Origin of the sequence: Methylophilus sp. Leaf408 (assembly GCF_916856905.1) — a bacterium.
Classification (GTDB): Bacteria; Pseudomonadota; Gammaproteobacteria; order Burkholderiales; family Methylophilaceae; genus Methylophilus.
This window is the reverse complement of sequence record NZ_CAKASK010000002.1, coordinates 423638-450023: the sequence shown is the minus strand read 5'-3', so window position 1 is coordinate 450023 and position 26386 is coordinate 423638. Positions and strand designations below refer to the sequence as shown.

Genomic DNA, 26386 nt, shown 5'->3' with positions numbered 1-26386 from the left:
TCTACCTTCCAGAAACCAGTTTTATTATTGCCCAGTTATTATTCAGAGTCAATCACTTATCGCAATTTTCTAGTGTAAAAAATTAAAGCTTTACAACTGCTAATGTGACAGCGCTACCTTAATAAGCATTGGTCGGAATAATAGTCTATGGCACAATTATTATCACCTAAATTTTCTTTTTTAAAACTTATGTCAACAGGCTTGAAATACCTCTTTTCTAAAGAACACACATGGGCGGCACAATCAGGGGATGGGTCTTGGCTGGTTGGTGTGAGCGATTATGCGCAAAATATGCTGGGTGACGTGGTGTTTATAGATCCGCCAAAAGTCGGTCAGGCCGTGAGCCAATTTGAAGTGTGCGGGCTGATTGAATCAGTAAAAACCGGCTCCGATATTTATGCGCCGTTGACTGGCGTTGTGCAGGCGATAAACGAGGATGCGTTGGCATCCCCGGAAAAAGTGAATGATCATCCTTATACGACCTGGCTTTTCAAGCTCGAGCCAAGTGCTGGCGGTGCTGAAGTGTTGCTGGATCAAGCCACTTACGAAGCGCAAGTTTAATCAGCCGGTCTGGCCGCTGATTATTGAATCCGGCGAATAGTCAGCGTTGGTTCAGCATACAAAATATCCGTAGCCAGTGCTGAAAGGGTACGGGTTTTTAACGGCACACTATTGAGCGTCAGGCGTTGGTGATGCGCATTCAGGTCGCGGCTAACTAAACCCAGAAAGATAAACAGGCTGGAAAGTGCTGCCATTTTAAAGCTTGTTTGTTGCATGCATGAGTCCTTAAAGTCTTTTTAATTCAATTACATCGCCGCCGTTTTGATGTTTTGCAGCTTGAATAATGTATAATTTGCCGCTTAATAAATCTTTTTCAGCAAGTTGTCCTTTGGGTTGCGTTTACATATGCCTATCTACGATTTCCAATGTAGCGAATGCGGATATCAGCAAGAGCTGATGCGCAAAGTTTCTGCACCTAGCGTGGACACCTGTCCACAATGTCAAAAAGAGACCTTTTCTAAAAAAGTGTCCGCGCCGAATTTCCAGTTAAGTGGCAGTGGCTGGTATGCCACTGACTTCAAAGGCGGCAGTAATTCAAGCGCCAGTAAAGCTGCAGAGCCCGCTTCTACAGAAGGTGCCAAGTGCGCTGCTGGCTGCGCCTGTCATTAAAAGCAAATAGCTGACACCATGAAAAAATACTTCATCACGGGTTTGCTGGTACTGGTCCCCTTATTTATTACGGTCTGGGTGCTTAAAACTTTAGTGCAAACGCTGGACCAGAGTTTGTTTTTGCTGCCTGCTGCCTGGCGCCCGGAAGCCTTGCTGGGCGTGGATATCCCCGGCTTTGGCGTGATATTGACGGTAGCGATTGTGCTGGCGACCGGCCTCGTAGCGACGAATATTTTTGGCCAGCAACTGATTGAACTTTGGGAAGGTTTATTAATCCGGGTCCCGGTGGTGAAATCTATCTATTCCAGCGTCAAACAAGTGTCTGATACCCTGTTTTCTGATTCTGGTAATGCATTCCGCCAGGCGTTGTTGATTGAGTATCCGCGTCAGGGCGTATGGACGATTGCATTCCTGACCGGCACGCCGGGTGGCGATGTTGCCAATCATCTAAAAGGTGAATATGTCAGCGTCTATGTGCCAACCACGCCTAACCCGACCTCGGGTTTTTTCCTGATGCTGCCGAAAGCAGACGTGATCACTCTGGATATGAGTGTAGATCAAGCCTTGAAATACATTATCAGCATGGGTACAGTGGCGCCTTTGCCAAAACAGCACTAACCGCAACCCTTTCAACTTTATAAAAATTATTATGATGCGTACACATTACTGCGGCCATTTAAACCGCGAACATATCGGACAAACTGTGACACTGTGTGGCTGGGCCCATCGCCGTCGCGACCATGGCGGTGTGATTTTTATTGACCTGCGTGACCGTGAAGGCCTAGCGCAAATTGTGATCGACCCGGATACCAAAGAAGCGTTTGCCATTGCAGAAACCGTCCGTAACGAGTTTGTGCTGCGTGTGGTCTGTAAAGTGCGTGCCCGTCCTGAGGGTACTGTGAACAGCAATTTGCCTACCGGTGAAGTAGAAATGCTGGCAAGCGAGATTGAAGTGCTGAACCCTTCATTGACGCCACCGTTTATGCTGGATGACGATACCCTGACCGAAACTGTGCGCCTGGAGCATCGTTATATCGATCTGCGCCGCCCGGCCATGCAGAAAAACCTGATGCTGCGTTATAAAGTGGCAAAAAACCTGCGTGACTACCTGGATGAAAACGGCTTTATAGAAGTTGAAACACCAATGCTGACACGTTCTACACCAGAGGGTGCGCGCGACTACCTGGTGCCTTCACGTGTGCATCACGGCCAGTTCTTCGCCTTGCCGCAATCACCGCAATTGTTCAAGCAGTTATTGATGGTGGCGGGTTTTGACCGTTATTTCCAGATTACCAAATGTTTCCGTGACGAAGATCTGCGCGCTGACCGCCAGCCGGAATTCACGCAGGTCGATATCGAAACTTCATTCCTTGAAGAAAACGACATCATGGACCTGGTGGAAGAAATGATCCGCCGCATGCTGAAAAAAGTACAGGATGTGGATCTGCCAGCGCAATTCCCGCGCATGCCTTTCAGTGAAGCGATGAACCGTTACGGTTCAGACAAGCCGGATATGCGGGTTACGCTTGAAATCACTGAGCTCAGCGACGTGATGAAAGATGTCGATTTTAAAGTGTTTGCCGGTGCTGCCAATATGACGGGTGGCCGTGTAGCGGCGATTCGCGTCCCTAACGGCGCGGCCATCAGCCGTTCTGAAATCGATGCGTATACCGAATTCGTCAAAATTTACGGTGCAAAAGGCCTCGCTTACATCAAGATCAATGACATTACCAAGTTGAACGAGGAAGGTCTGCAAAGCCCGATTGTGAAAAATATTCACGTCAATGCGCTGCAAGCAATTATTGAACGTACTGGCGCCCAAAATGGCGATATTGTGTTCTTTGGGGCTGATAAAGCCAAGATCGTCAACGAAGCATTAGGCGCATTGCGTACCAAAGTCGGCCACGAAAAAGGCCATGTCGATGGTCGCCAGTGGGCGCCATTGTGGGTGGTTGATTTCCCGATGTTTGAGCATGATGAAGAAGGTGATCGTTGGGTTGCGCTGCACCATCCGTTTACTGCCCCTAAAGATGGCCATGAAGACTTGCTGGTCAGCAATCCTGGCGCTTGCCTGTCCAAGGCTTACGACATGGTGTTGAATGGCTGGGAAGTGGGTGGCGGTTCAGTGCGTATCCATAAACAGGACGTGCAATCGAAAGTATTTGATGCATTGAAAATCAGCAAGGAAGAAGCGCAAGAAAAGTTTGGTTTCCTGCTGGATGCATTGCAATACGGCGCGCCTCCGCACGGTGGTTTAGCCTTTGGTTTAGACCGCCTGGTCACCTTGATGACCGGGGCCGAGTCTATCCGTGACGTGATTGCTTTTCCGAAAACCCAGCGCGCGCAGTGCCTGATGACCAATGCGCCAAACGAGGTGGATGAGAAGCAGTTGCGCGAATTACATATTCGCGTACGTCAGCAAAATACTGCTACCAGTTGATGATGGGTGTGCTTGCATGGTTTTCTGCAAGCGCTCAGTAAGTTCAAGCGCGTCCTCAGGGCGCGTTTTTTTATTGCAAGGTGATTATGTTTGAGTCTTTGATCCGCACTATACCCGATTATCCCAAAGCAGGAATCCAGTTTCGTGATATCACGACACTGCTACAGGATAAACAAGGGTTTTCCGCTGCGATTGATCGTTTGAGCAAACAATTTGAACAGCACACATTTGACAAGATAGTGGCGATGGAAGCGCGAGGCTTTATTATGGGCGCAGCGTTGGCAGTCAAACTGGGTATTGGTTTTGTGCCTGCACGCAAGCCTGGCAAGTTACCATGGGCTACCGTTTCGCAAGCTTACACCCTGGAATACGGTATAGATACATTAGAAATGCATGAAGATGCGATCAAGCCTGGTGAGAGTATCCTGTTGGTGGATGACCTGATTGCAACCGGTGGCACCGCGCTGGCGGTGGTAACGCTGGTCCGGCAGTTGGGTGGTGTGCTGGAACAGGCCGCCTTTGTGATTGACCTGCCCGAACTGGGCGGCATGCAACAATTGGCGAATGCTGGCGTGCAAGGATTTGCCTTATGCCAGTTCTGATTGCGTTGCATTAAGTTTTGTACGCAAGAAATTTTGTACTATAGTTGCCGACTGTAATCATTTTTTCATAAGGTAATCATGCCGTTAACCGAAATCAATCATGTGAATTTCCGCTCTGATCGCGACACCATGCACAAGCTGCGTGATTTTTATTGCGATGTGCTGGGGCTAACGGTAGGCAAACGCGTTGCCAGTACCACCTATGGTTATTGGCTGTATATTGGCAATAACGACGTGATTCACCTGGCCGAATATAAAACTGCCGAAGCGCCGAAGCTGCATGTGCATGGCACTTTCGACCATGTTTCATTTACCTGTACCGATATGCCGGAGATGGAAGCGCGCCTGAATTCCTATTCGCTGGAATACACTACTCGCACATTGGCCAATGGCATACAGCAAATTAACCTGCGCGACCCTGCCGGCAATGGCGTAGAGCTGAATTTTGAAGAGTATGCTGACCCTGATTATGAGATGCGTCCTTCTGGCGACCCAAGCAAACAGGCTTAACTATTAGGAATACTTGTAAGCATTAAAATGTGATGAGTATCACATATTCAAGTTGTGTTTCCGGAGCAGAATGGCTTTCATGGCGTTGACATAAACAAATTGAAATAAATAATAAGCTAGATACGACACATGGGGAATCAAATGAAAAGATTATGGATATTGGTAATAGCGTTGTCGGCACTTTGCTTGAGCACATTTGCGCAAGCTGAAGCGGATCCTAAACTATGGGCAGTTGTGAAAGAGGCATTTTTCCCTAAACGGGATATTCAGGAGGTGGACTTCCTGAAAATTGAAGCGCCTAAACGCGCAGAGAGTGGAGCGCAAGTGCCGGTTACTTTCACTTATGACAAAGCGGCCGCGAATGGCGTTGATCTTAAGAAGTTATATGTGATAGTCGATGCCAATCCGATTCAGTTAGCTTCTACTTATCATTTGACCGATAGCTTGAATGGTTTTCACATGGCCACCCGAATCCGGCAAGAAACAGATTCTTATGTGCGCTTGATTGGCGAAACTGCCGATGGCAAGTTATACATGGCAAAACGTGAAATTCGCGCAGCTGGCGGCTGTGGCGGTACGGTGGACAATAACGAATCTGAAGTGCGTGCCGCCGCTGGTAAAATCAAACTCAATGTCGATGCGCCCAAAATGGGTGAAACAGCCACCGCGACTTTTAATATCAGGCACGTCATGCGCACAGGTTTACAGCGTGACCTGGTTTCACAAGGGTATGTGCCGGCTTTTTATATCAATAAGACGACATTTACCTATAACGGTAAAGAGTTGATGACAGTAGATGTAGGTGTGGGTACCAGTGAAGATCCGTATATGAAATTCAGCTTCGTGCCTGATGCGCCAGGTAAACTGGAAATAGTCGCCACCGATAATGAGGGCAAAACTTTTACGCAAAGCGTTGATGTGCACAGCTAAATTGCATAACGGGTTAATAAAGGGTCTCGAAGGAGGCCCTTTTGCTTTTATGGCCTGCATTCTTCAATCGCTGGAGTTTGTCAGCCAGTGTTAAAATAAGCTCATCGGAATCAGGAGAATAAAGTATGAAAAGTTTTCGCAAAGAGTTGTGGTTTAACATTCCGGCACGGATGGATTTTAAAAACATTACAGAAGATGTCATCGCCTGCGTACGCGAGAGCAAAGTGAAAGAAGGATTGGTGTTGATCAATGCCATGCATATTTCTGCCAGTGTATTTATCAATGATGATGAGCGTGGGCTGCATCACGATTACAAAGTCTGGCTGGAAAAACTGGCACCGCACGAACCTGTGAGTGGTTATCGCCACAATGATACCGGTGAAGATAATGCCGATGCACATATCAAGCGCCAGATCATGGGCCGAGAAGTGGTAGTCGCTATCACTGAAGGCCAGTTAGATTTTGGCCCATGGGAACAGATTTTTTACGGTGAGTTCGATGGCCGTCGCAACAAGCGTGTGTTGATCAAGATTATTGGTGAATAAGGCAGCGTAGTTTTTTAAAAATAATGCCGCCACATCAGGGCGGCATTATTTTTATGATGGCTTTAATTGCTCGTGCAATCAGGGAAAGCGCTGATTCAACTATGAATATAGCTTTCCAGCTGTTTAATCAGCTCCTGCTGATAGCTGATAGTTTCTTTCAAAATATCGCCAATCGATAACATGCCTAGCATTTTCCCTTTATCCACCACTGGCAAGTGCCGGAAGCGTTTTTCCAGCATGGTGTTCATGGCGGATTCCACCAGTTCGTCAGGTTTCCCGGTGATAACTTTTTGCGTCATGACCTCGCCTACGTCTGTCGTTTTTGAGGAGCGGCCTTTGAGGATAATCTCGCGAGCGTAATCCCGCTCAGAGAAAATACCGACCAGCTCGCCATCCTTGATGACAGCCAGTGCGCCAATTTTGTACTCTGAGAGAATAACCAGGGCGTCATACACCGGCCTGTTAGGTGCAATGCTGATGATCCCCTGGTGAGTTTTCTGATTGAGTACTTGCTGAAGAGTCTTCATCACTTCCTCCTATCATGATCACAAATATCTAAATATACACCGATGGTCGTCTGAGTAAAATCTTTCATTACGCTTGACATAATTAGGAAGCTAACTATAATGATCCTAATTATGTTGCAACTCAGAGATCTTCCTACCCAAGAAGTATTGCAGCGATTTGCTGAAAGGTATCCTGCTGCCGACGTCACTGCGATTGCCAGTTTTTTGATGTTGCTCAGGGTGGCAACCGATTTGTCGCTCGCACTAGATGCCTGTTTGACCAAGCATGACTTGCTGCAAGGGCGCTGGTGGGTGCTTATTTTGCTGATGCGCGAGCAGGATTTAACGTGTGTGCCTTCTGTGCTGGCAGAAAAAATCGGGGTCACACGCGCAACCATGACCGGTTTGCTGGATGGTCTGGAACAAGGCGGATTAGTGCAGCGTATTTCTGCACCACAAGACAGGCGTAGTGTGCAGGTCAAATTGACAGCAGCTGGTCAGGCCAAGCTGGATGCGGTGATGCCGGATTATTACACTCGCTTGCGTTTATGCATGCAGGGCTTGTCGGAAAACCAGCGTAGTGATCTGCAAACTATTTTAGGCGTGATAGACCAAGGAATGTCCGCCTGGGATTTCAATCAGTAATTCATAGTATTTTTAAAGGAGTAAAAGATGGCGACTACAGTTGAGACTTTAACCACATTGAATACGCAATTTGACGCCGCATTCAATAGTAAAAACACCCAGGCAATTGCAGCATTGTATGCAGAAAACGCCATTGTACTGCCGGCACCAGCAGGCGAGCCAGTAAAAGGCCGCCAGGCAATCGCAGATTTCTTTGGTGGTTTGATCCAGGCCGGCGTCATTGAACACGCACTGACAATGAAAGATGCAGTGGTCACAGAGTCATTGGCAACGCAAACAGGCAACTGGGCGGGCGCCATGGTTGGTCAAGATGGTGTCAAACAGCAATTTGGCGGTAATGTGCAAGTTGTTTTCCAAAAACAGGCTGACGGCCAATGGCTGGCAGTGACACATATTTGGAACTAATCCAATCAGGTTAATTATGCGCTGCCGGCTGGCGCTTAATAAACCTGACTCTCTAAAGCTATATTCAATACGAATAAACAGTATGGATCAATTAGTCAAACAGCGTTCTCAGGCGCTCACCGCCTTATTAGTGCTCGCCATTATCTGGGGCTATAACTGGGTGGTGATGAAAAGCGCTCTGCATTATGCGGGGCCTTTCCAGTTTGCGGCCATGCGCACCTTTTTTGGTGCGCTGGTGTTGTTTCTGGTGTTGTATGTGACACGCCGGTCCATGCGACTTACCGAGTTCCCGACCATGCTGGTATTGGGTATATTGCAGAATGTAGGATTTACCGGTGTGTTAATGTGGGCACTGGTTGAGGGCGGCGCCGGTAAAACAGCGGTGCTCACTTACACCATGCCTTTCTGGACATTATTGTTCGCGTGGCCACTATTAGGTGAGCGTGTGCATGGCTGGCAATGGCTGGCTGTGATTTCCGCCGTGCTCGGCATGATATTTATTTTTGATCCACTACATATACGCGCCGATGCTTTCAGCATGACGCTGGCAGTGATTTCCGGTATTTCCTGGTCATTGTCGGTCATCATGACTAAAAAATTGCACAGGCGTCATCCGGACCTGGATTTAATCAATCTCACCGCCTGGCCAATGTTGCTGGGCTCGTTGCCGATGATCGCGATTGCTTTCCTGGTACCTGCGCCGCCCATTATGTGGGAACCTTATTTGATAGGCGCAGTGTTGTTCAATGTGATTCTCTGTGGCGCATTCGCCTGGCTGTTATGGCTGTTTGCCCTGCAAAGGCTGCCAGCAGGTGTAGCGAGCATGGGCTCCATGCTGGCGCCGGTGATAGGCGTGATTGCAGCCTGGATACAACTTGGTGAAGTCCCGGATGCAATGGAGTCTATCGGTATGGTATTGATTGCATTTGCGCTGCTGGTGATCTCGTGGGTTACTATTCGCGAGCAGCCAAAACCTGTGAAAGCCATATAAAAAAGCCCGCACATGCGGGCTTTCTCTATTAAATGATGGCTATCAAGCCAGTTCATGCAAGCCGTTGTTGACTCCACCCAACAGGTTGCCGAGTACTGAACCCAGGTCGCCTACTGCATGTGTTAAATCACCTACTGCATGTGTCAAGCCGGCAGTCACGGCTGGTGTTGTTGCAGTAATGTCGCCCGCCGCAGCAATCACGCCATCCAGCAAGCCATCGGTAGTTTCAAACAGTACGTCCGCAACATTCAGCACTTGCCCGGTGACACCTTGAGTCACGCCGGTAACGGTATTGACCACACCATTCACATCCAGCAAACCACCGACATCCACCTGGCTGGTCACATTGTCCACCACGTTAGTGACGCTACCCAGTAAACCGCTGATATCAACCAGGCCGGTTGCACTATCAAGCAAATTGCCGACGGTTTCTGGAGCACCTGCTACTACACCAGAAACGGTGCCAACCACACCACCTACTGCAGTTGTGATATCTTGTGGTGCGCCATCGCCGGCACCATTCACGAGTGCTGCGATTTCTGTGGTGACATCGGTCAACAAAGTACCCACTGTGGCGGTCGCGCCATTCACAGTAGCGCCTAAAGTGGTGGCTGTCTGATCCAGAAGCGTGTTTGTGGCATGCACTACGTCACCAACGATATTGTTGACGGTACCTACAACGGCTTCAACATCTACCAGGCTGGTGGTACTTCCGACCACCTCACCAAGGGTGGTAGTTGTGTTGGCGAGCACGCCTGTAACGTCTTCCAGCAAGTCTCCGGTGCCCGCCACCACATCGCCAACCAAGGCAGTGGTGCCGTTTACCAGCGTACCTACCTCTGCGACACTATGGCCGACGGTTTGGTTAACGGTATTGATTACGCCACCTACAGTACCTGTTACTGTGTTCACTAAACCTCCCACATTTAGCAGGCTGCCGGTACTGCCGAGTAAATGGTCGACGGCGTTATCCACTGGAGTAATGACTTGCGGAAGTATGCTATTCAACTTCGCCTGGGTGCCATCAATCACATCATTGACAGTGCCAAACAATCCGAAAGTCAGGGTTTTAAGTAATGCCATACACTTCTCCTTAATTTGTTTTCTTTACTTCTCCAAGCTTTATAGCGATATTTATCATTGATAAAAAACCGCAATAAAAATCCCTTTGTAAGAATATTCAGCGTCTTTAAATACAAAGGGAAACAAATACTAACATTTCTTTATAAACAAAAAAAACCAGTTTTGCATATGTAAATGCAGAAGTTTTGGCGTTGGAAAATCAAACACTGGTGGTTTGATTTGGACTTGTGGTTATCAATATATGAAGGATTGCCCAGCATGATGATTGTGGGTGAACAATGAAAATCCGGTGCGTGCGCTGTGGTAAAATCGCCACTTTTAAGAAACAACCATTGCTGCATAGACTGATAAGGACATTACATGGCGGGACATAGTAAATGGGCCAATATCCAGCACCGTAAAGGTCGCCAGGATGCCAAACGCGGAAAAATATTCACCAAGTTAATCAAGGAAATCACGGTATCAGCCAGGCTGAGTGGTGGCGATATCGCCATGAACCCGCGCCTGCGTGCTGCCGTGGCTGCCGCTAAAGAAGAGAACATGCCTTCTGACAATATCACGCGTGCCATCAAAAAGGGCACCGGTGAGCTGGAAGGCGTGAATTACGAAGAAATCCGTTATGAAGGTTATGGCATCAACGGCGCTTCTATTATTATTGATTGCCTGACCGATAACAGGCAGCGTGCGGTGATGGATGTGCGGCATGCGCTGACCAAACATGGCGGTAACCTCGGTACGGATGGCAGCGTAGCGTTTATGTTCAAGCACTGTGGTCAGCTGGTATTTGAACCGGGAGTTTCCGAAGATGCTGTGATGGAAGCTGCCCTGGAAGCCGGTGCTGAAGATGTGATTACCGATGAAGATGGCAGTATTGAAGTCATCACCGCACCGAATGATTTTGTGACGGTAAAGGAAGCATTGGAAGCCGCCGGCCTGAAAGCAGTGATGGCGCAAGTGACCATGAAGCCACTCAATGAAGTGGTATTTACCGGCGACGATGCGGTGAAAATGCAAAAAATCCTCGATATGCTGGAAGACCTGGATGATGTGCAGGATGTCTATACTTCCGCAGTGATTGAAGAGAGCTAGTTGACTTTTCCAGCGGCACATCTGCCATGACCATGCAGCGTATTCTAGGCATAGATCCCGGCCTGCGCGTCACCGGTTTTGGCGTGATAGAAGCCGTTGGTGGCAAGTTGAGTTATGTCAGCAGCGGCGTGATTAAAACGGCATCTGCCAAAAAGAGTGTTGCTGGCGAAGCAGAAAAAGAAGCTTTGCCAGAGCGCTTGAAGGTAATTCTGGATGGTTTGTTTGAAGTGATCGATACCTATCAGCCCACCCAGGTGGCGATTGAAAAAGTATTTGTAAATGTGAATCCGCAATCGACGTTGTTACTTGGCCAGGCGCGTGGCGCAGCGATTTCAGCAGCAGTTATTAAACAACTGTCTGTTGCGGAATATACCGCATTACAAGTGAAACAATCTGTGGTCGGAAACGGGCACGCCCAAAAAGAACAGGTGCAGGAAATGGTCAAGCGCCTGTTAAAACTCCCTGCAAACCCAAGCCCGGACTCGGCGGATGCGCTGGCTTGTGCCATCTGCCATGCGCATGGTGGGCAAGGCCTGGGTGCACTGGCAACGACCGGACTCAGGGTCAAAAATGGAAGGTTAGTATGATTGCGCGTCTGAATGGTCGTCTGCTGGAAAAATCACCGCCGCTGATTGTGGTGGATTGTAATGGCGTAGGCTATGAAGTCGAGGTGCCTATGAGCACCTTTTATAACCTGCCTGAACTTGGCCAGCCGGTGCAATTGCTGACGCACATGGTCGTGCGTGAAGATGCGCAATTGCTATATGGTTTTGGTAGCGAGCAAGAGAAAAACACCTTCAAGCAGTTGCTTAAAGTGAATGGCATTGGTGCTAAGTCAGCGCTCTCTATTTTGAGTGGTGTCAGCGTCAATGATCTAATGCTGGCAGTCAGCCAGCAAGAGGTTGCCATGTTGACGCGTGTGCCTGGTATTGGTAAAAAAACCGCAGAGCGCTTGTTGCTGGAATTAAAAGACAAGTTTGTGGTGACCGGCTCCACTTCGGCGCAGCCGGTGGCTAAAGCGGCCACCGATGACATCCTGAATGCGCTGGTGGCGCTCGGTTACAATGAGCGCGAAGCGGCAGCGACGATCAAATTGCTTGAGCCGGGTGTGGGTGTCAGTGATGGTATACGCCAGGCACTGAAATATCTTTCCAAATAATCCACAAAAACCAAACCAAGGCTCGCATCAGTGGGCGCCTGTAATAGTCAGGCGCGCCATGGTATGATGCATAAAAAATAACTTCTTAAATTAGCGGCAATGAAGTCCTGCACTGATTAAATTTGCATTGACACTATGTGTTCCATGACCTCATCACCGACCATCCCATGATAGAAACCGATCGACTTGTCGCTCCTGCCACAGTCAGCGTGCAGGAAGAAGCGCTGGAGCGAGCGCTTCGGCCGAAAGTGCTCGACGAATACGTCGGCCAGGAAAAAGCACGCGGTCAACTCGAGATTTTCATCAATGCCGCCCGCGGCCGCCAGGAAGCACTGGATCATGTATTGCTGTTCGGCCCACCGGGGCTAGGTAAAACCACACTTGCCCATATCATCGCCAAAGAAATGGGCGTTAATCTGCGCATGACTTCTGGCCCGGTGCTTGAGCGCGCGGGCGACCTGGCAGCGCTGCTGACCAACCTCGAGCCCAATGATGTGCTTTTCATCGATGAAATCCACCGCCTGAGCCCGGTGGTGGAAGAGATTCTGTATCCGGCGATGGAAGATTACCGCCTGGATATCATGATTGGTGAAGGCCCGGCAGCGCGTAGTGTGCGCCTGGACTTGCCGCCATTTACTTTGGTGGGCGCGACCACCCGTGCCGGCATGCTGACCAATCCGCTGCGGGACCGTTTCGGTATCGTCGCAAGATTAGAGTTTTACAGCCACGATGAACTGGCCAAGATTGTTGCGCGTTCAGCCAATCTGCTGGAGGTTGAAATGCAACAGGCCGGTGCTGTCGAAATCGCGCGCAGGGCGCGTGGTACACCTCGCATAGCCAATCGTCTGTTACGGCGGGTGCGCGATTACGCACAAGTAAAATCCGACGGTATAGTCACCAATGTGATTGCTGATGCTGCCTTGAAAATGCTCGATGTCGACCAGCAAGGACTGGATGTGATGGATCGCAAATTGTTACAAGCGGTGATAGAGAAATTTGGCGGTGGCCCGGTAGGCCTGGATAATCTTGCTGCCGCGATCGGCGAGGAACGCGATACGATTGAGGATGTGCTGGAGCCTTACCTGATTCAGCAAGGCTATATGATGCGTACGCCGCGTGGCCGCGTCGCTACCTTGTTAACCTACCAGCATTTTGGATTAAAAGCGCCTGCCAGCATGGTCAGCGGAGAGTTATGGCAAGATGGCGGACAGTAAACCATTTGAATTTCCCGTGCGGGTCTACTACGAAGATACGGATGCCGGCGGCGTGGTATACCACAGCCAGTATCTGAACTTTATGGAGCGTGCGCGGACTGAATGGTTGCGCGGCCTGGGTTTTGCCCAGGCCGTGTTGCGACAAAATGAGCAGGTGTTATTTGTTGTGCACAGCATGCAAATACAATTTAAGAAGCCAGCGAGGCTGGATGACGAGTTAACAATTGTTTCGCAGGTCACTGAAATGCGGCTTGGCAGTTTTAGCTGCCAGCAACAGATTTTGCGGGACGAATTGGTTTTATTAGAAGCACAGGTAAAAGTTGCCTGTGTAGACGCGGATTCATTTAAACCCACGGGTATTCCGGCCCGTATCAAAATAGCACTGGAGTCTTCATGAATGTAACAAACGATATGTCGATTTTTACCCTGGTGAGCGGGGCGAGTTTGCCCGTCCAGGTGGTCATGCTGATTTTATTGCTGACCTCGCTGGCATCCTGGTGGTATATCTTCATTAAAGTGTTTTCATTAAAGGCCGCCGCTGAAAATGTCGATCAATTTGAAGCACAATTCTGGTCTGGTGGTGACTTGAACGAGTTGTATGAGCGTATAGGCTCAGGCCGCAAGGTACCTCAAGGCATGGCCAGTATTTTCCAGGCCGGTTTAAAAGAATTTATCCGCCACAAACAGCAGAAAGATGCGCAAAAAGACGCAGAAATCAGCGATGTGATGGAAGCGACACGTCGCGCCATGCGCGCAGCGTATAACCGCGAACTCGATTACCTGGATTCGCATTTGCCTTTTCTGGCATCAGTAGGTTCAGTCAGTCCGTACATCGGTCTGTTCGGAACGGTGTGGGGCATCATGAACTCTTTCCGTGGATTATCTAATGTGGCACAAGCTACGCTGAGTCAGGTAGCGCCAGGTATTGCAGAGGCCTTAGTGGCGACAGCGATTGGTTTGTTTGCTGCGATTCCAGCGGTGATTGCCTATAACCGTTTTGCAGCTAACGTAGATCGGCTGCTGGTCCGTTACGAAAGCTTTATGGAAGAATTTACCAACATTTTGCAACGTAGAGCCTGATCGGAGTCCTTATGAGCAGAACGCGTAAACGGCGCATGATGAACCAGATCAATGTTGTGCCCTACATTGATGTGACGCTGGTATTACTGGTGATTTTTATGGTGACCGCGCCGATGACAAATCCTGGCATGGTTGAATTGCCAAAAGTCGGGCAGGCGTTGAAACAAAGTGGTGACCCGATTGTGGTGACCGTCTTGAAAGAAGGCACCGTGACCATGGATGGCAAGGAGATGGAGCGGGATGACATGCTGGCATTGATCCGTCAAAAGTTATCCGAATCAGAAAAACCAGTCGTGGTTTCTGCCGATAAAAATACGCCTTATGGTGAAGTGGTTTCTGTGATGGATTTGTTGAAACAGGCACAAGTCAACCAGGTTGGTTTGCTGTTCCAGAACGAAAAATAAGCGGCAGGTCGCATATTTAATGAAAATCTCACATTCACCACAAGATCAGATATTCCGCAGACGTGCAGCGATATTGTCTGTGCTGATGCATATCGCGCTATTTCTGGCGATGGTTTTTATGATCGACTGGAAAGCCGTGCATGTGAATCCTTCGGTAATGGAGGCGACGTTATGGGATAGTTTACCCAGCAAGACGCCGCCTAAGCCTGCGCCAGAACCACCAAAGCCGGAACCGCCTAAGCCTCCTGAGCCAGAACCAGAGCCTAAGCCAAAACCACCAGAAAAAGTGACGCCGCCAGAGCCGCAAGTGAATAAAGCGGAACAAGAAGCGGAAATTGCACTCAAAAAGCGGGAAGATGAGAAAAAACAAAAGTTAGAGGAAGAGAAAAAGAAAGAAGAAGAGAAGAAAAAGCAGGAGGAGAAACTGAAGAAAATTCAGGAAGCTCTACGTAAGGAAGAAGCAGAAGAAAAGCTGAAGAAAGTGCAGGATGCCATGCGGCAGCAGGATCTGGATGCACAAGCTGCCGCGACCGGACCAGTGGATCCTTCTGTTTTAAGTTATTACGTCGGGCTTATGAATCGTAAAATCAGGAGTAACGTCAACCCTGGTCTATGCCCGGTTTCAAATCCTCAATTGTTGTTTGACATACAATTGACCAATACTGGTGATTTATCCGGTATGCCTAAGATGGTTAAAGGTTCTGGCGACACGGTTTGTGATGATGCTGTTTTCCGCGCCATTGTGGCAGCTAAACCGTTTGATTTACCTGATGACCCGGCAGTGCGTAAAGCATTGCTGGAGTTGTTACATTTGAAATTTAAACCGCGCGGTTAGCGTCGAAATGACGTTGGCCGGGCTTTTCGCTATAATTCTTCATATAACAGGCAATTTAAAGTGAATAATATTGTAACCATGACAAGAGTTAAAAGCCGCCTGATAGATAATCGTTGGGCATTAATCAATGCGTTTTGCACCAGTATCCTGGTGTGGATGTTTGCAAATCCTGCTCAAGCTGCGCTTGAAATCGAGATTAGCGGTGGTAGCGCCATCCAGATTCCTATTGCAATTTTGCCATTGAACGAGCCTGCCAATGTACAAGGCAAAAGCCGTATTCATGAAATCATCAGCAATGATTTAAAAGGCAGCGGTATGTTCCGTGTGCTGAACACCAGCGGCGTGCCTTCATTGCCTACGACGGCTGCACAAATCAAATATACCGACTGGACTGCACTCAAGGCACAAGGCTTGAGCATTGGTGAAGTTCAGCAAACAGCCAATGGTAATTTGAAAATCAATGTTCAGGTGGTGGACGTTTTGCGCCAAACACCTTTGTTGCAATCTACTTATACTGTTTCTCCTAGCCAATACAGGCACGTTGCGCATTTAATTGCTGATCAGATTTATGAAAAATTCACCGGCCAGCCAGGCGCTTTTGCCACACGTATCGCGTATGTGACCAAAGCAGGTAAGCGTTTTACGCTGCAGATTGCTGATTACGATGGTTTTAATGCACAAACCCTGGTGTCTTCAAATGAACCGATTATTTCACCAGCATGGGCACCTGACGGCAGCAAAATGGCCTATGTGTCTTTTGAGAAAAAGAAACCTATCGTTTTTGTCCAATCACTTTATACCGGCGAGCGCAAAGTCGTTGCCAACTTCAAGGGTAATAACAGTGCACCAGCGTGGGCCCCGGATGGCAGTAAACTGGCGGTAGTGTTGACGTATGGCGCAAACTCTCAGATTTATACTATCTCGGCTGATGGCTCAAACCTGCAACAAGTAACCAAGAGCAGCTCGATTGATACTGAGCCTGCTTTCTCTCCAGATGGCCAGTTCATTTATTTCAGTTCAGACCGTGGCGGACGCCCGCAGATATATAAAGTGCCTGCTTCGGGTGGTTCAGCTTCACGGGTGACATTTGAAGGGGGTTATAACGTGAGTCCGCGTTTTTCACCTGATGGGAAATACCTGACCTACATCCGTAATGATGGTGGTTCGTTCAAAGTTGCTGTACAAGATCTTGGTTCTGGAGACGTCAAGCTGCTAAGCACTGGCTCACAGGATGAATCCCCTAGCTTTGCACCAAATGCACGCACGATCATGTATGCAACGCGCGTGGGTGGAAAAGGCACGTTGGCGACAGTGACAGTGGATGGCCTGGTAAGGCAGCGTTTATCTGAAGCTGGTGGTGATATTCGTGAACCTGCCTGGGGACCTGCGCAAGCGGCACCCAAGTAGGTATGGATGAATTTTAGTTTTGTAACTCAATTTAAGGAGAAAGTATGAACAATAATATCTGGAAAATCGCAGCTCTCGCATTGGTATTGACTGCTTGTAAAAGCACCCCAATGAACCCGGCAAAAGTTGAAGATTCAAGCGTGACTAAGCCAATTTCAAACTCACAGAACAATGGTAATGATGGTTCTGCTGGTACTAACAAAATTGATATCAAAACAGTTGATGTTGATAGCGGCAAAGATCAGTTAAGCGCGGCTGAACTGGCTAAACGTCAAATCTTCTTTGATTACGATAGCGACGCAATCCGTTCAGAGTACAAAGAACTGGTAGCTAACCACGCCAAATATCTGGCTGCACATCCACAAACCAAAGTGGTATTGCAAGGTAACACTGATGAGCGTGGTACACATGAGTACAACCTGGCACTGGGTCAACGTCGTGCTGTAGCTGTTAAAAATGCCTTGAACGTATTGGGCGTTAGCGATAACCAGATCGAAACTGTTAGCTACGGTGAAGAGCGCTCCAAGCAGAATTGTGGTGACGACGATTGCTTCCAGCATGACCGTCGCGTAGATGTTGTGTATGCAAGCCAATAATTTGCGTAAAGCAATTTCGATTGCCTTACTGGGGCTGACTGTTTCGGCAGTCAGCCATGCGGCGCTGTTTGATGATGCTGAAGCCAGGAAACGTATTCTTGAGTTAGAGAATAAGCAGGCTTCCGAGCATGATGCGCAGCAAAAATCGATTGGTGATTTGACGCGTATCCAGCAATCTCTGGATAAAAGGGTGCAAAGCCTGGAGTCGCTCATCAATGGCAAAGGTTTGCTGGATATGCAGAACCAGCTGGAGCAGATACGGCAGGATGTTGCGCAGTTGAAGGGTGACCTCGAAGTCGTCAACCATCAATTGGAGGATATGCGCACCAAGCAAAATGCGCAGTACACTGATCTGGATACCCGTGTCAAAGGTCTTGAGTCGCTGGCACAGCAGGTTTCCGGGCAGCTGGGTGTTGCTGTGCCCGGCGCAGCCGGTAGTGATGCCAATAAGCCATCTGATGCATCCCAGCAGGAGGCACGTGCTTTTTCTGAAGCGGAGTCGCTTAACCAGGCAGGTAAATACAAAGAGGCGTTTACTGCATATGACAACTTTTTGAAAACCTACTCTGGTAGCAAATTGGCGCCTGATGCCTTATATGGCATGGGGTATACCCAGTTTGCGCTCAAGAGCTACAAATCTTCAGTGGCAACCCAGCAAAAGTTCCTGGAAAACTATGCTTCGCATCCGCTGGCACCTAATGCCATGCTCAGTCTGGCCAATAGCCAGATTCAGTTAGGCCAGATACCAGCAGCCAAGAAGACCTTGAAAGAATTGATTGCTGCCCACCCTTCAGCAGAAGTAACGCCTAGCGCGCAAAAACGCCTGAAGGTGCTTGAAAGCATTAAATAGTAGTTTGCATGATTGAAATTGCCTTATTTCGGCGATAATAACGGGCAGATAGCAATATCTGCCCGTTTACTTTATTACTCCCATGACCACACTCAGAATTTTCGAAATCTTTTATTCTTTGCAGGGCGAAAGTTCCCGTGTCGGCTTGCCGACGGTCTTCATTCGTCTCACAGGTTGCCCGTTGCGGTGCGTGTATTGCGATACTGAATACGCGTTCAAAGGCGGCAGCAATATGACGCTGGACGAGATCATGCAGCAGGTTGAGCAGTATGGCACGCGCTATGTCTGTGTCACAGGTGGCGAGCCATTGGCGCAAAAAAGCTGCGCTGATTTGCTGACCAGATTATGCGATTCTGGCTATCGGGTTTCACTGGAAACCAGTGGTGCCATGGATTTGACGCCTGTAGATCAAAGAGTAAAAGTCATCATGGACGTGAAAACTCCGGGTTCCGGCGAAATGCTGAAAAACCGCTGGGAGAATCTGCCGTTGCTTAAAGTCGGCGATGAGGTGAAATGGGTTATCTGTAGCCGTGAAGATTATGATTGGACCAGGCAAATGATGGCCGAACAGCCGTTCCCTGCGGACTGTGATCATTTGTTCTCCCCAAGCTTTAATCAAGTGAGTGGCGAGACCCTTGCCGGCTGGATATTGCAGGACCAGTTACATGTCAGAATGCAACTGCAATTACATAAAATCCTTTGGGGCGAGAAGCAAGGGGTGTAAGTTGACAGACCTGAATCAACACAACAATTCAACCGGACAAAAACCCAAAGCCGTTATCCTGTTATCTGGTGGGCTGGATTCGACCACCGTGCTGGCGATTGCGCAATCTCAGGGGTACGAGTGCTATTGCCTGAGCCTGGATTATCACCAGCGGCATAATGTCGAATTGCTGGCTGCGCAACGCGTCGCCACAGCGTTAGGCGCAGCCGAACATAAAACCGTGCAACTGGATTTATCCTTATTCGGCGGCTCCGCGCTCACCGATAATGCCATTGCCGTGCCTGAGCAAGAAACGCAAGGTATCCCGGTGACCTATGTGCCGGCGCGCAATACCATCATGCTGTCATTGTCACTGGCCTGGGCAGAGGTGCTGGAAGCGCATGATATTTTTATCGGCGTGAATGCGCTCGATTATTCGGGTTACCCTGATTGCCGCGGAGAGTACGTGAAAGCATTCCAGCAAATGGCTAACCTGGCGACCAAGGCTGCCGTGGAAGGGCAGCCGATCACGGTGCATGCGCCGCTGATCGATATGACCAAAGCGGATATTATCCGCACGGGCCACGCCTTGGGCGTGGATTACGGACTGACGGTTTCATGCTACCAGGCAGATGATGCCGGGGCGGCTTGTGGGGTATGTGATTCCTGCCGGTTCCGCAAAACAGGTTTCGTACAGGCCGGTGTCGAGGATCCCACGCCTTACCGCAATAGCTGATTAAGTAAGTGAAAAACACTTGCCAGTTCGCGTATTCATCAAGTATAATCCGCGCCTTTCTGCTAAGAATTCATTTTTAAGAGAACAAAGATTATGGTCGTTATTCGTTTATCACGCGGTGGTTCTAAGAAGAACCCGTTTTACAGCGTAGTTGTGGCAGATTCCCGCAACCGTCGTGACGGTCGTTTCGTAGAGCGCATCGGTTTCTACAATCCATCAGCGCGTGCTGGTGCAGAAGGCCTGCGTATCAATGAAGAGCGCGCGCAATACTGGATCGGTACCGGTGCTCAAGTGTCTGACACTGTTGCACGTCTGGTTAAATTCCACGCTAAAGGCGTTGATGGTATGGCTGCTGCCAAAGCTAAAGACGCTGCTAAAGCGGATGCTGCCAAGGCGAAAAAAGAAGCGGATGCTGCTGCTAAAGTAAAAGCTGAAGCTGACGCTGCTGCTGCAGAAGCCGCTGCCAAAGAAAAAGCTGACGCAGCCGCAAAAGCTGAAGCGGATGCCGCTGAAGCCGCAGCTGCTGAAACACCAGCTGCTGAATAATTTTTCTTACGCCTGATCTCATATGGCGTTTGAAGATATGGTTGTAATGGGGCGCATTGTCGCCCCATATGGCGTTTATGGGTGGCTGAAAGTTGTGCCCGATACTGAGTATCTGGATGGCTTGCTGGATTATGAAGTCTGGTGGATAGGCAAAGCGCCAAACTGGCGCGAATGTTCGGTTGAACAAACCAAAATCCACAACGACGTATTGCTGATCAAGCTGGCAGGCGTCGCAGACCGCGATGCTGCATTTAGCCTGAAAGGGCAGCAAATTGCGGTACCACGCGCAGCACTACCAGAACCTGACGAAGGTGAGTATTACTGGTCTGACCTGATAGGCTTGCATGTTACCAATACGCAAGGTGTCGTGTTCGGCAAAATCACCCAGGTGTTTGAAACTGGTGCCAACGATGTGCTGGTCGTGCGTGAAGACCAGCCTACCAGCGTCAAGGGTAAAGATGGTAAGTTGCATGAGGAATACCGCGAGCGGCTGATTCCTTTTACCAGCGACGCAGTACCGGATGTAAATATAAAAGCCGGTACGGTGCTGGTTGATTGGGATGCAGATTTTTAAAAGGCGTCCGAAATATTGGAAGCCCGGAATTGAAAGCCGGAAATGAAAGGTAGTCTCATGATGCAGATTGAAGTCATCAGTTTGTTTCCTGAGATGTTTACAGCACTGACAGAGTACGGCATTACCGGTCGTGCCAAACAGCGTGGTTTGTATCAGTTAAACCTGATTAATCCACGCGAATATACACAGGATGTGCATCATACGGTCGATGACAGGCCATATGGCGGTGGCCCCGGCATGGTGATGATGGCTGAGCCACTGGCAGCAGCGATTAAAGATGCCAAGGCAAGCTTGCAGGCAAAAGGGTTAACGCCCAGGGTGATTCATCTGTCACCACGAGGACAGCCACTCACACATGAAAAAGTGATGGCGCTCAAAGATTATCAGGGGCTGGTGTTATTAGCCAGCCGCTATGAGGGAGTGGACCAGCGTGTGCTGGAGTCACTGGTAGATGAGGAAATCTCTATCGGTGATTATGTGTTAAGCGGTGGCGAGTTACCGGCCATGGTATTACTGGATGCGATTATCCGCCAGTTACCAGGTGCGCTAGGGGACGCTGATTCAGCGCAGGAAGATTCGTTTGTGAACGGCCTTCTGGATTACCCGCACTACACACGACCGGAAGTATTTGAAGGATTAGCGGTGCCAGCCATTTTATTGTCTGGTCACCACGCAAAGATTAGACAATGGCGGTTACAACAATCGCTGGTGCTAACAAGGGCTAAACGCCCGGATTTACTTGCCGCAAGGCAGTTGACGAAGGAAGAGGCTAGGCTACTCAAAGATGTAGAGTAGGAACGAGCTCTTTACAATTAAAAGGAACGAAAGGAAGTAACATGGCAGACATTATCAAAATGTTAGAGCAGGAAGAAATTGCCCGCTTGAACAAAACTATCCCTAGCTTTGCACCAGGCGACACAGTCATCGTAGGTGTGAACGTGGTTGAAGGTACACGTAAACGTGTGCAGGCTTACGAAGGCGTAGTCATCGCCAAGCGTAACAGAGGCCTGAATTCTTCATTTATCGTACGCAAAATCTCATCAGGTGAAGGTGTAGAGCGTACATTCCAGACTTACTCCCCACAAATCGCTTCTATCGAAGTGAAGCGCCGTGGTGACGTTCGTCGCGCTAAACTGTACTACCTGCGTGAACGTTCAGGTAAATCTGCACGTATTAAAGAGAAACTGGTTGCACGCGAGAAAGAAATCGCGGCAGACAACTCCTAATTCAAGCGTTGCAGAAAAAGCCCTTCTTTTGAAGGGCTTTTTTATTGCCATATTCTTGCTATAGTCGGTTGCGCCAGGTTCAAGATTAACGTTAAATACATGCATGAAAAGTTTTGTTGATGAACTTGATGCTTTAATTCCTGCACCATTTGGTTTTGTGGGTGTACGCAGTGATGAGAAGGGCGAGATACTTCAATTCCTGCTGCATGCCTTGCCGGTGAAATTCAACCCTAATCCGCGTGCGCAAGCAGTTGCCGATCAAGTGGCGGCTTATCTTGAAAATCCGCACATGGCCTGGCAGCCCATTCAGTCTAGTCATGGTATCCCTTTCCAGCAGCGAGTCTGGCAAGCCATGCGTACGATTCCAGTGGGTGAAACCTGGACCTATAGCCAATTGGCTGCAGCTGTTGGTTCCGGGCCGCGTGCCGTTGCCAACGCCTGTGGGGCCAACCCGTTGCCTTTGTTTAATCCATGCCATCGTATTGTTGCCAGTAATGGCCTGGGTGGATTCATGCAGGGTATAGAAGGTGGCCTGGAAATCAAGCGCTGGCTGTTGGCGCATGAACAGCGCGCAGAAAAATAACAATGCAGCAAAAAAAAAGTACCGCAATAACAGCTTTTCCTGAAATTGATAGCTTCATTGATCAATTATGGCTGGAAGATGGCCTGTCACCCAACACGCTTGCAAGTTACCGTAATGACCTCAAAGGCTTTGCCGAGTGGGTCAGCAAACGCACATTGACGTTATGGGAGGTGCAATCACACCAGGTGCAGGAGTATCTGGCACATCGTTTCCCGCTGGTCAAAGTCAGAAGTATCAACCGGCTGATTGCCACCCTGCGCCGGTTTTACCGCTATGCCTTGCTGGCGAACCTGATTAAACAAGACCCGACGCTGCATATAGAAGCGCCGAAAATGCCCAGGCAGTTACCCAAAACCATGAGCGAATCGCAAGTGGAAGATTTGCTGCATGCCCCGGATGTGAATACACCATTGGGTATCCGTGATCGGGCAATGCTGGAATTGTTATATGCCAGCGGCTTGCGGGTTTCTGAATTGGTCAATGTCAGCGTGGCGGAAATCAGCACACAGGATGGCGTCGTGCGTGTCACAGGTAAAGGTAGCAAGACCAGGTTGGTGCCTATGGGGCAAGAAGCTGCGGAGTGGATTGATAGATATCTGGAATATGCGCGGGCAGAAATCCTGGGGAACCGTCTCAGTGATGCCATGTTTGTCACCAATCGCGGCGCTGCGATGACACGGCACGCTTTTTGGCATTTGATTCAGCGTTATGCTTTACAGGCGGGTATTACCCAGCATATCAGCCCGCATGTATTGCGTCATGCGTTTGCGACGCATTTGCTGAATCATGGTGCGGATTTGCGGGTGGTGCAGATGTTGCTGGGGCATGCGGATATTTCTACTACGCAGATTTATACGCATGTGGCGAGGGAGAGGCTGCAGCAGTTGCATAAGATGCATCATCCCAGAGGGTAGACGAGTTCTGATCAGAGTTGTGGTTAGATCGTGGGTGTTAATCATCTGGAAGAGTTTAAATAGGTATTCTTCAGATACTCAACATTCTTTTTCTCCTAAAATCGACATAAAACGTTTAGAAATGCTTAAATAATCAAGATTTAAGCTGTCCGATGAAGCGTCACCCCCAATGCCTTCAGCCCCGGCAATATTCCCGGCTTGCTCACCTTTAGCTTCACATTCTGCGCCTTAAACTCTTGCAAAACCAACTGGCAAACATGCTCCCCCAGGGCTTCCACCAACTTAAAGCTACGCTCTGCTAAAGTCTCGCGAATACGCCCTACTACCTGCCCATAATCAATGGTGTCTTCAATCGCATCACTCTGGCAGGCTTTACTAAAGTCATAACCAATTTCAATATCCAGAATCACTGTCTGTGGTACGGCACGCTCCCACTCGGGCACGCCAAGCTTGGTTTGTACTTTGACTTGTTCAAGAAAAATCGTGTCCATCACTATGCGTCCTTTGTTATTTCCGCGCGGGCCGGAATCCAGTATGATTCGGCATCATACAACATCACGCAGTGGCTGGCACAAAGCGCACTGCGCATCTCCTGAGAGTTTTAAATATGAGCGAATTTGGTTTTGGGTTTGAGCTGGAAGCAATCATCTGGGTAATAGCGGCCTACTTAATCGGTTCGATTGCTTTTGGCATTATTGTCAGCAAATTATATAGGTTACCGGACCCGCGTTCAGTAGGTAGCGGCAATATCGGCGCGACTAATGTAGCCCGTAGCGGAAAGAAATCAGCGGCTATTTTGACCTTGTTGGGCGATGTGTTTAAAGGCTGGTTGCCAGTATGGCTGGCGTTACATGCAGGTATGCTGATGGATGTGGTGGCTTTGGTTGGCCTGGCCGTATTCTTGGGGCATCTATACCCTATTTACCATAAATTCAAAGGCGGTAAAGGTGTAGCCACAGCATTGGGTGTGATGATTGCGTTTTCAGGCTGGTTGGCGTTAAGTGTTGTCACAGTGTGGTTGGCGGTGTTTTTAATCAGCAGAATCTCTTCATTGTCAGCCTTGGTGGCAGCCGTATTATCGCCAATTATTGCCTGGCAGTTTTTGTCGCCTTATCCGGTCTATGTGGCTGTAGTGGTGGTAATGGCGGCGTTTTTACTGATTCGCCATCAATCCAATATTGAGAAATTACTGGCGGGTACTGAAACCCGCTTTGGTAAAAAGTAATTTAAGCAGGTGCTTTGAGTTCTGCTAAATCCCAGCGGGGGCGCACGCTAAAGCTGTAATCAGGTGTGTTTTGCTGCATGGCATGCAGGCGCATGGCACCGGCAAAGGCGATCATGGCGCCGTTATCAGTACAGAATTCCAGTCTTGGGTAGCTGACGCTCGCACCACGTTTCAATGCTGCCTCATTCAGGCGCTCACGCAAGCGTTTGTTGGCACCGACGCCACCAGAAACCACTAGTCTTTTCAGCTTGGTCTGCTTGAGCGCTTTCATGCATTTAAGCGTCAAAATCTCGGTCACTGATTCCTGGAACTCCCAGGCAATATCTTGCACGGTTTCCGCATCCAGTTGTGGCTGGTTATTAACTAATGTGAGCACTGCCGTTTTCAGGCCGCTGAAACTGAAGTTCAAGTCAGGGCTGGTAAGCATAGGCCTTGGCAGCTGGAAGCGAGGCTTACCCAGCTCGGCAAGTCTCGATAACGCTGGTCCGCCTGGATAGCCCAGCTTCATTAATTTTGCTGTCTTATCAAATGCTTCACCGGCAGCATCATCTAGCGTATCGCCCAGCAATTCATATTGCCCGATGCCATCTACGCGCATTAATTGGCTATGGCCGCCAGAAACCAGTAAGGCAACAAAGGGGAAAGCTGGCGGATTTTCCTCCAGTAACGGGGCAAGCAAATGGCCTTCCAGATGGTGTACGCCGACTGACGGCACATTCAAAGCAAACGCCAGTGATTGCGCAATGCTGGTGCCAACCAGTAAAGCGCCGGCCAGACCTGGGCCTTGCGTATAGGCAATGCCTTGAATGTCCTGCAAAGTTTTGTCTGCCTGCGCGAGGACCTGCTGTGTCAACGGTAGAGCACGGCTGATGTGGTCGCGCGAAGCCAGTTCAGGCACTACGCCGCCGTAAGCGGCATGCATATCAATTTGCGAGTGCAGCGCATGGGCCAGCAAGCCGTGACGTGTATCGTACAGAGCGACGCCGGTTTCGTCACAAGAGGATTCAATGCCTAACACCAACATTAAAAAGGAACTCGCATATGATTTTTTACAGAAAAGATTGATAAATCCAGATAAGCGCGATAGAATACGCGGTTTTCAGTGCTGCATCAATCCGCAAGCACCTTAGTCTAACCAATAATTGTAAGGATAGGGATTTACATGACCGCTATTCGTGTGAAAGAGAACGAACCGTTTGACGTTGCATTGCGCCGCTTTAAGCGTTTGATTGAAAAAACTGGTTTGTTGAACGACTTGCGTGCACGCGAGTTCTACGAAAAACCAACCTGGGAACGTAAACGTAAAGCTGCTGCTGCGGTTAAACGTCAATACCGTCGTCTGCGCAACCAACAGTTGCCAACAAAACTCTATTAATTTCTAGGGTATGTTTTGCGGTTAACCAGTGGCTGGGGTTAAC

At 49.0% G+C, this 26386-nt stretch carries 37 protein-coding genes; 32 read left to right on the top strand and 5 right to left on the bottom strand.

The features are described 5' to 3' along the window. Positions 1 to 147 precede the first annotated feature (147 nt). Positions 148 to 561, top strand: coding sequence for a glycine cleavage system protein H (locus LPA26_RS13080; RefSeq protein ID WP_229008676.1), 414 nt, complete (start codon positions 148 to 150; stop codon positions 559 to 561). A gap of 20 nt (positions 562 to 581) precedes the next feature. Here LPA26_RS13080 and LPA26_RS13075 read toward each other — a convergent pair whose 3' ends face one another. Continuing rightward, positions 582 to 776: a hypothetical protein gene (locus LPA26_RS13075; protein WP_229008675.1), complete on the bottom strand. Its 195-nt coding sequence runs from the start codon at positions 774 to 776 to the stop codon at positions 582 to 584. A 130-nt stretch (positions 777 to 906) separates the two neighbouring features. Between LPA26_RS13075 and LPA26_RS13070 the strand changes: the two genes are divergently transcribed. The 7 genes from LPA26_RS13070 to LPA26_RS13040 all read left to right on the top strand — a co-directional run bounded on the left by LPA26_RS13070 (position 907) and on the right by LPA26_RS13040 (position 6197). After that, positions 907 to 1170 carry an FmdB family zinc ribbon protein gene (locus LPA26_RS13070; RefSeq protein WP_055872126.1) on the top strand — a complete coding sequence of 88 codons (264 nt, stop codon included), beginning with the start codon at positions 907 to 909 and terminating at the stop codon, positions 1168 to 1170. Between the two features lie 18 nt (positions 1171 to 1188). Beyond that, positions 1189 to 1788 carry a DUF502 domain-containing protein gene (locus tag LPA26_RS13065; protein WP_055872127.1) on the top strand — a complete coding sequence of 200 codons (600 nt, stop codon included), beginning with the start codon at positions 1189 to 1191 and terminating at the stop codon, positions 1786 to 1788. A gap of 31 nt (positions 1789 to 1819) precedes the next feature. Further along, positions 1820 to 3610, top strand: coding sequence for an aspartate--tRNA ligase (gene aspS / locus LPA26_RS13060; RefSeq protein ID WP_055828775.1), 1791 nt, complete (start codon positions 1820 to 1822; stop codon positions 3608 to 3610). Positions 3611 to 3696: 86 nt separating this feature from the next. Next, positions 3697 to 4212, top strand: coding sequence for an adenine phosphoribosyltransferase (locus LPA26_RS13055; protein ID WP_370634374.1), 516 nt, complete (start codon positions 3697 to 3699; stop codon positions 4210 to 4212). 78 nt (positions 4213 to 4290) lie between these two features. Next, positions 4291 to 4722: a VOC family protein gene (locus tag LPA26_RS13050; protein WP_229008674.1), complete on the top strand. Its 432-nt coding sequence runs from the start codon at positions 4291 to 4293 to the stop codon at positions 4720 to 4722. A gap of 141 nt (positions 4723 to 4863) precedes the next feature. Further along, positions 4864 to 5652, top strand: a complete 789-nt coding sequence (locus tag LPA26_RS13045; protein ID WP_229008673.1) for a quinoprotein dehydrogenase-associated SoxYZ-like carrier — start codon at positions 4864 to 4866, stop codon at positions 5650 to 5652. A 125-nt stretch (positions 5653 to 5777) separates the two neighbouring features. Beyond that, complete coding sequence (locus LPA26_RS13040) at positions 5778 to 6197, top strand: secondary thiamine-phosphate synthase enzyme YjbQ (protein ID WP_055872131.1); 420 nt, start codon at positions 5778 to 5780, stop codon at positions 6195 to 6197. Between the two features lie 95 nt (positions 6198 to 6292). Here the strand turns inward: LPA26_RS13040 and LPA26_RS13035 are convergent, their stop codons facing one another. Then, entirely contained in the window at positions 6293 to 6724 is a 432-nt protein-coding gene (locus LPA26_RS13035; RefSeq protein WP_055828763.1) for a CBS domain-containing protein, read from the bottom strand. A 111-nt stretch (positions 6725 to 6835) separates the two neighbouring features. On the opposite strand from LPA26_RS13035, the gene LPA26_RS13030 reads away from it, so the two are divergent. The 3 genes from LPA26_RS13030 (at position 6836) to LPA26_RS13020 (ending at position 8744) form a co-directional block, all read left to right on the top strand. Then, positions 6836 to 7348, top strand: a complete 513-nt coding sequence (locus tag LPA26_RS13030; protein WP_229008672.1) for a MarR family winged helix-turn-helix transcriptional regulator — start codon at positions 6836 to 6838, stop codon at positions 7346 to 7348. A gap of 27 nt (positions 7349 to 7375) precedes the next feature. Further along, complete coding sequence (locus tag LPA26_RS13025) at positions 7376 to 7753, top strand: nuclear transport factor 2 family protein (protein ID WP_229008671.1); 378 nt, start codon at positions 7376 to 7378, stop codon at positions 7751 to 7753. A gap of 82 nt (positions 7754 to 7835) precedes the next feature. After that, the gene (locus tag LPA26_RS13020; protein ID WP_055828754.1) at positions 7836 to 8744 is read left to right on the top strand and encodes a DMT family transporter; all 909 of its coding nucleotides are present in this window, start codon (positions 7836 to 7838) and stop codon (positions 8742 to 8744) included. Positions 8745 to 8786: 42 nt separating this feature from the next. Here LPA26_RS13020 and LPA26_RS13015 read toward each other — a convergent pair whose 3' ends face one another. Continuing rightward, positions 8787 to 9827 carry a hypothetical protein gene (locus tag LPA26_RS13015; RefSeq protein WP_229008670.1) on the bottom strand — a complete coding sequence of 347 codons (1041 nt, stop codon included), beginning with the start codon at positions 9825 to 9827 and terminating at the stop codon, positions 8787 to 8789. A 360-nt stretch (positions 9828 to 10187) separates the two neighbouring features. Here LPA26_RS13015 and LPA26_RS13010 point away from each other — a divergent pair, with 360 nt between their 5' ends. From LPA26_RS13010 to xerD, 19 genes are all read left to right on the top strand, one after another. After that, a complete protein-coding gene (locus LPA26_RS13010) occupies positions 10188 to 10916 on the top strand; it encodes a YebC/PmpR family DNA-binding transcriptional regulator (RefSeq protein WP_055828748.1) in 729 nt (242 codons plus the stop codon). A gap of 26 nt (positions 10917 to 10942) precedes the next feature. Then, on the top strand, positions 10943 to 11503 hold the full coding sequence (gene ruvC, locus LPA26_RS13005) for a crossover junction endodeoxyribonuclease RuvC (RefSeq protein ID WP_055828745.1): 561 nt from the start codon (positions 10943 to 10945) through the stop codon (positions 11501 to 11503). Then, a complete protein-coding gene (ruvA, locus tag LPA26_RS13000) occupies positions 11500 to 12075 on the top strand; it encodes a Holliday junction branch migration protein RuvA (protein WP_229008669.1) in 576 nt (191 codons plus the stop codon). Before ruvC ends, ruvA begins: the two co-directional genes overlap by 4 nt. Before the next feature lie 167 nt (positions 12076 to 12242). Further along, positions 12243 to 13289: a Holliday junction branch migration DNA helicase RuvB gene (gene ruvB, locus LPA26_RS12995; protein ID WP_055829167.1), complete on the top strand. Its 1047-nt coding sequence runs from the start codon at positions 12243 to 12245 to the stop codon at positions 13287 to 13289. Continuing rightward, positions 13276 to 13686 carry a tol-pal system-associated acyl-CoA thioesterase gene (ybgC, locus tag LPA26_RS12990; RefSeq protein ID WP_055828740.1) on the top strand — a complete coding sequence of 137 codons (411 nt, stop codon included), beginning with the start codon at positions 13276 to 13278 and terminating at the stop codon, positions 13684 to 13686. Before ruvB ends, ybgC begins: the two co-directional genes overlap by 14 nt. Then, positions 13683 to 14369, top strand: coding sequence for a protein TolQ (tolQ, locus tag LPA26_RS12985; RefSeq protein ID WP_055828737.1), 687 nt, complete (start codon positions 13683 to 13685; stop codon positions 14367 to 14369). The genes ybgC and tolQ overlap by 4 nt, the downstream gene beginning before the upstream one ends. Before the next feature lie 11 nt (positions 14370 to 14380). Next, positions 14381 to 14773 carry an ExbD/TolR family protein gene (locus LPA26_RS12980; protein WP_055828735.1) on the top strand — a complete coding sequence of 131 codons (393 nt, stop codon included), beginning with the start codon at positions 14381 to 14383 and terminating at the stop codon, positions 14771 to 14773. 19 nt (positions 14774 to 14792) lie between these two features. Then, entirely contained in the window at positions 14793 to 15608 is an 816-nt protein-coding gene (locus LPA26_RS12975) for a TonB C-terminal domain-containing protein (protein WP_055828732.1), read from the top strand. A 60-nt stretch (positions 15609 to 15668) separates the two neighbouring features. After that, positions 15669 to 17015, top strand: coding sequence for a Tol-Pal system beta propeller repeat protein TolB (tolB, locus tag LPA26_RS12970; RefSeq protein ID WP_229008668.1), 1347 nt, complete (start codon positions 15669 to 15671; stop codon positions 17013 to 17015). 44 nt (positions 17016 to 17059) lie between these two features. Next, entirely contained in the window at positions 17060 to 17611 is a 552-nt protein-coding gene (gene pal, locus LPA26_RS12965; RefSeq protein WP_229008667.1) for a peptidoglycan-associated lipoprotein Pal, read from the top strand. After that, positions 17598 to 18461 carry a YbgF trimerization domain-containing protein gene (locus LPA26_RS12960; protein ID WP_229008666.1) on the top strand — a complete coding sequence of 288 codons (864 nt, stop codon included), beginning with the start codon at positions 17598 to 17600 and terminating at the stop codon, positions 18459 to 18461. The genes pal and LPA26_RS12960 overlap by 14 nt, the downstream gene beginning before the upstream one ends. 82 nt (positions 18462 to 18543) lie before the next feature. After that, positions 18544 to 19185: a 7-carboxy-7-deazaguanine synthase QueE gene (gene queE / locus LPA26_RS12955; protein ID WP_055872140.1), complete on the top strand. Its 642-nt coding sequence runs from the start codon at positions 18544 to 18546 to the stop codon at positions 19183 to 19185. Position 19186: 1 nt separating this feature from the next. After that, on the top strand, positions 19187 to 19900 hold the full coding sequence (queC, locus tag LPA26_RS12950) for a 7-cyano-7-deazaguanine synthase QueC (RefSeq protein ID WP_229008665.1): 714 nt from the start codon (positions 19187 to 19189) through the stop codon (positions 19898 to 19900). A gap of 93 nt (positions 19901 to 19993) precedes the next feature. Then, positions 19994 to 20446 (top strand): 30S ribosomal protein S16, encoded by a 453-nt coding sequence (rpsP, locus tag LPA26_RS12945; protein ID WP_055828723.1) that lies wholly within the window; start codon positions 19994 to 19996, stop codon positions 20444 to 20446. 22 nt (positions 20447 to 20468) lie between these two features. Further along, positions 20469 to 21020 carry a ribosome maturation factor RimM gene (rimM, locus tag LPA26_RS12940; protein ID WP_229008664.1) on the top strand — a complete coding sequence of 184 codons (552 nt, stop codon included), beginning with the start codon at positions 20469 to 20471 and terminating at the stop codon, positions 21018 to 21020. 60 nt (positions 21021 to 21080) lie between these two features. Further along, positions 21081 to 21815, top strand: a complete 735-nt coding sequence (gene trmD / locus LPA26_RS12935) for a tRNA (guanosine(37)-N1)-methyltransferase TrmD (protein WP_229008754.1) — start codon at positions 21081 to 21083, stop codon at positions 21813 to 21815. A 41-nt stretch (positions 21816 to 21856) separates the two neighbouring features. Then, complete coding sequence (gene rplS, locus LPA26_RS12930; protein ID WP_055872143.1) at positions 21857 to 22246, top strand: 50S ribosomal protein L19; 390 nt, start codon at positions 21857 to 21859, stop codon at positions 22244 to 22246. 103 nt (positions 22247 to 22349) lie between these two features. Beyond that, positions 22350 to 22829 carry a methylated-DNA--[protein]-cysteine S-methyltransferase gene (locus tag LPA26_RS12925; protein ID WP_229008663.1) on the top strand — a complete coding sequence of 160 codons (480 nt, stop codon included), beginning with the start codon at positions 22350 to 22352 and terminating at the stop codon, positions 22827 to 22829. Positions 22830 to 22831: 2 nt separating this feature from the next. Then, a complete protein-coding gene (gene xerD / locus LPA26_RS12920) occupies positions 22832 to 23743 on the top strand; it encodes a site-specific tyrosine recombinase XerD (protein ID WP_229008662.1) in 912 nt (303 codons plus the stop codon). A 140-nt stretch (positions 23744 to 23883) separates the two neighbouring features. Here xerD and folB read toward each other — a convergent pair whose 3' ends face one another. Then, positions 23884 to 24234, bottom strand: coding sequence for a dihydroneopterin aldolase (gene folB / locus LPA26_RS12915; protein ID WP_229008661.1), 351 nt, complete (start codon positions 24232 to 24234; stop codon positions 23884 to 23886). A 116-nt stretch (positions 24235 to 24350) separates the two neighbouring features. Here folB and plsY point away from each other — a divergent pair, with 116 nt between their 5' ends. Then, positions 24351 to 24968, top strand: coding sequence for a glycerol-3-phosphate 1-O-acyltransferase PlsY (gene plsY / locus LPA26_RS12910; RefSeq protein ID WP_229008660.1), 618 nt, complete (start codon positions 24351 to 24353; stop codon positions 24966 to 24968). 1 nt (position 24969) lies between these two features. Here the strand turns inward: plsY and tsaD are convergent, their stop codons facing one another. Beyond that, a complete protein-coding gene (gene tsaD, locus LPA26_RS12905; protein WP_229008659.1) occupies positions 24970 to 25992 on the bottom strand; it encodes a tRNA (adenosine(37)-N6)-threonylcarbamoyltransferase complex transferase subunit TsaD in 1023 nt (340 codons plus the stop codon). Positions 25993 to 26130: 138 nt separating this feature from the next. Here tsaD and rpsU point away from each other — a divergent pair, with 138 nt between their 5' ends. Further along, entirely contained in the window at positions 26131 to 26343 is a 213-nt protein-coding gene (gene rpsU / locus LPA26_RS12900) for a 30S ribosomal protein S21 (RefSeq protein ID WP_055828694.1), read from the top strand. Positions 26344 to 26386 lie beyond the last annotated feature (43 nt).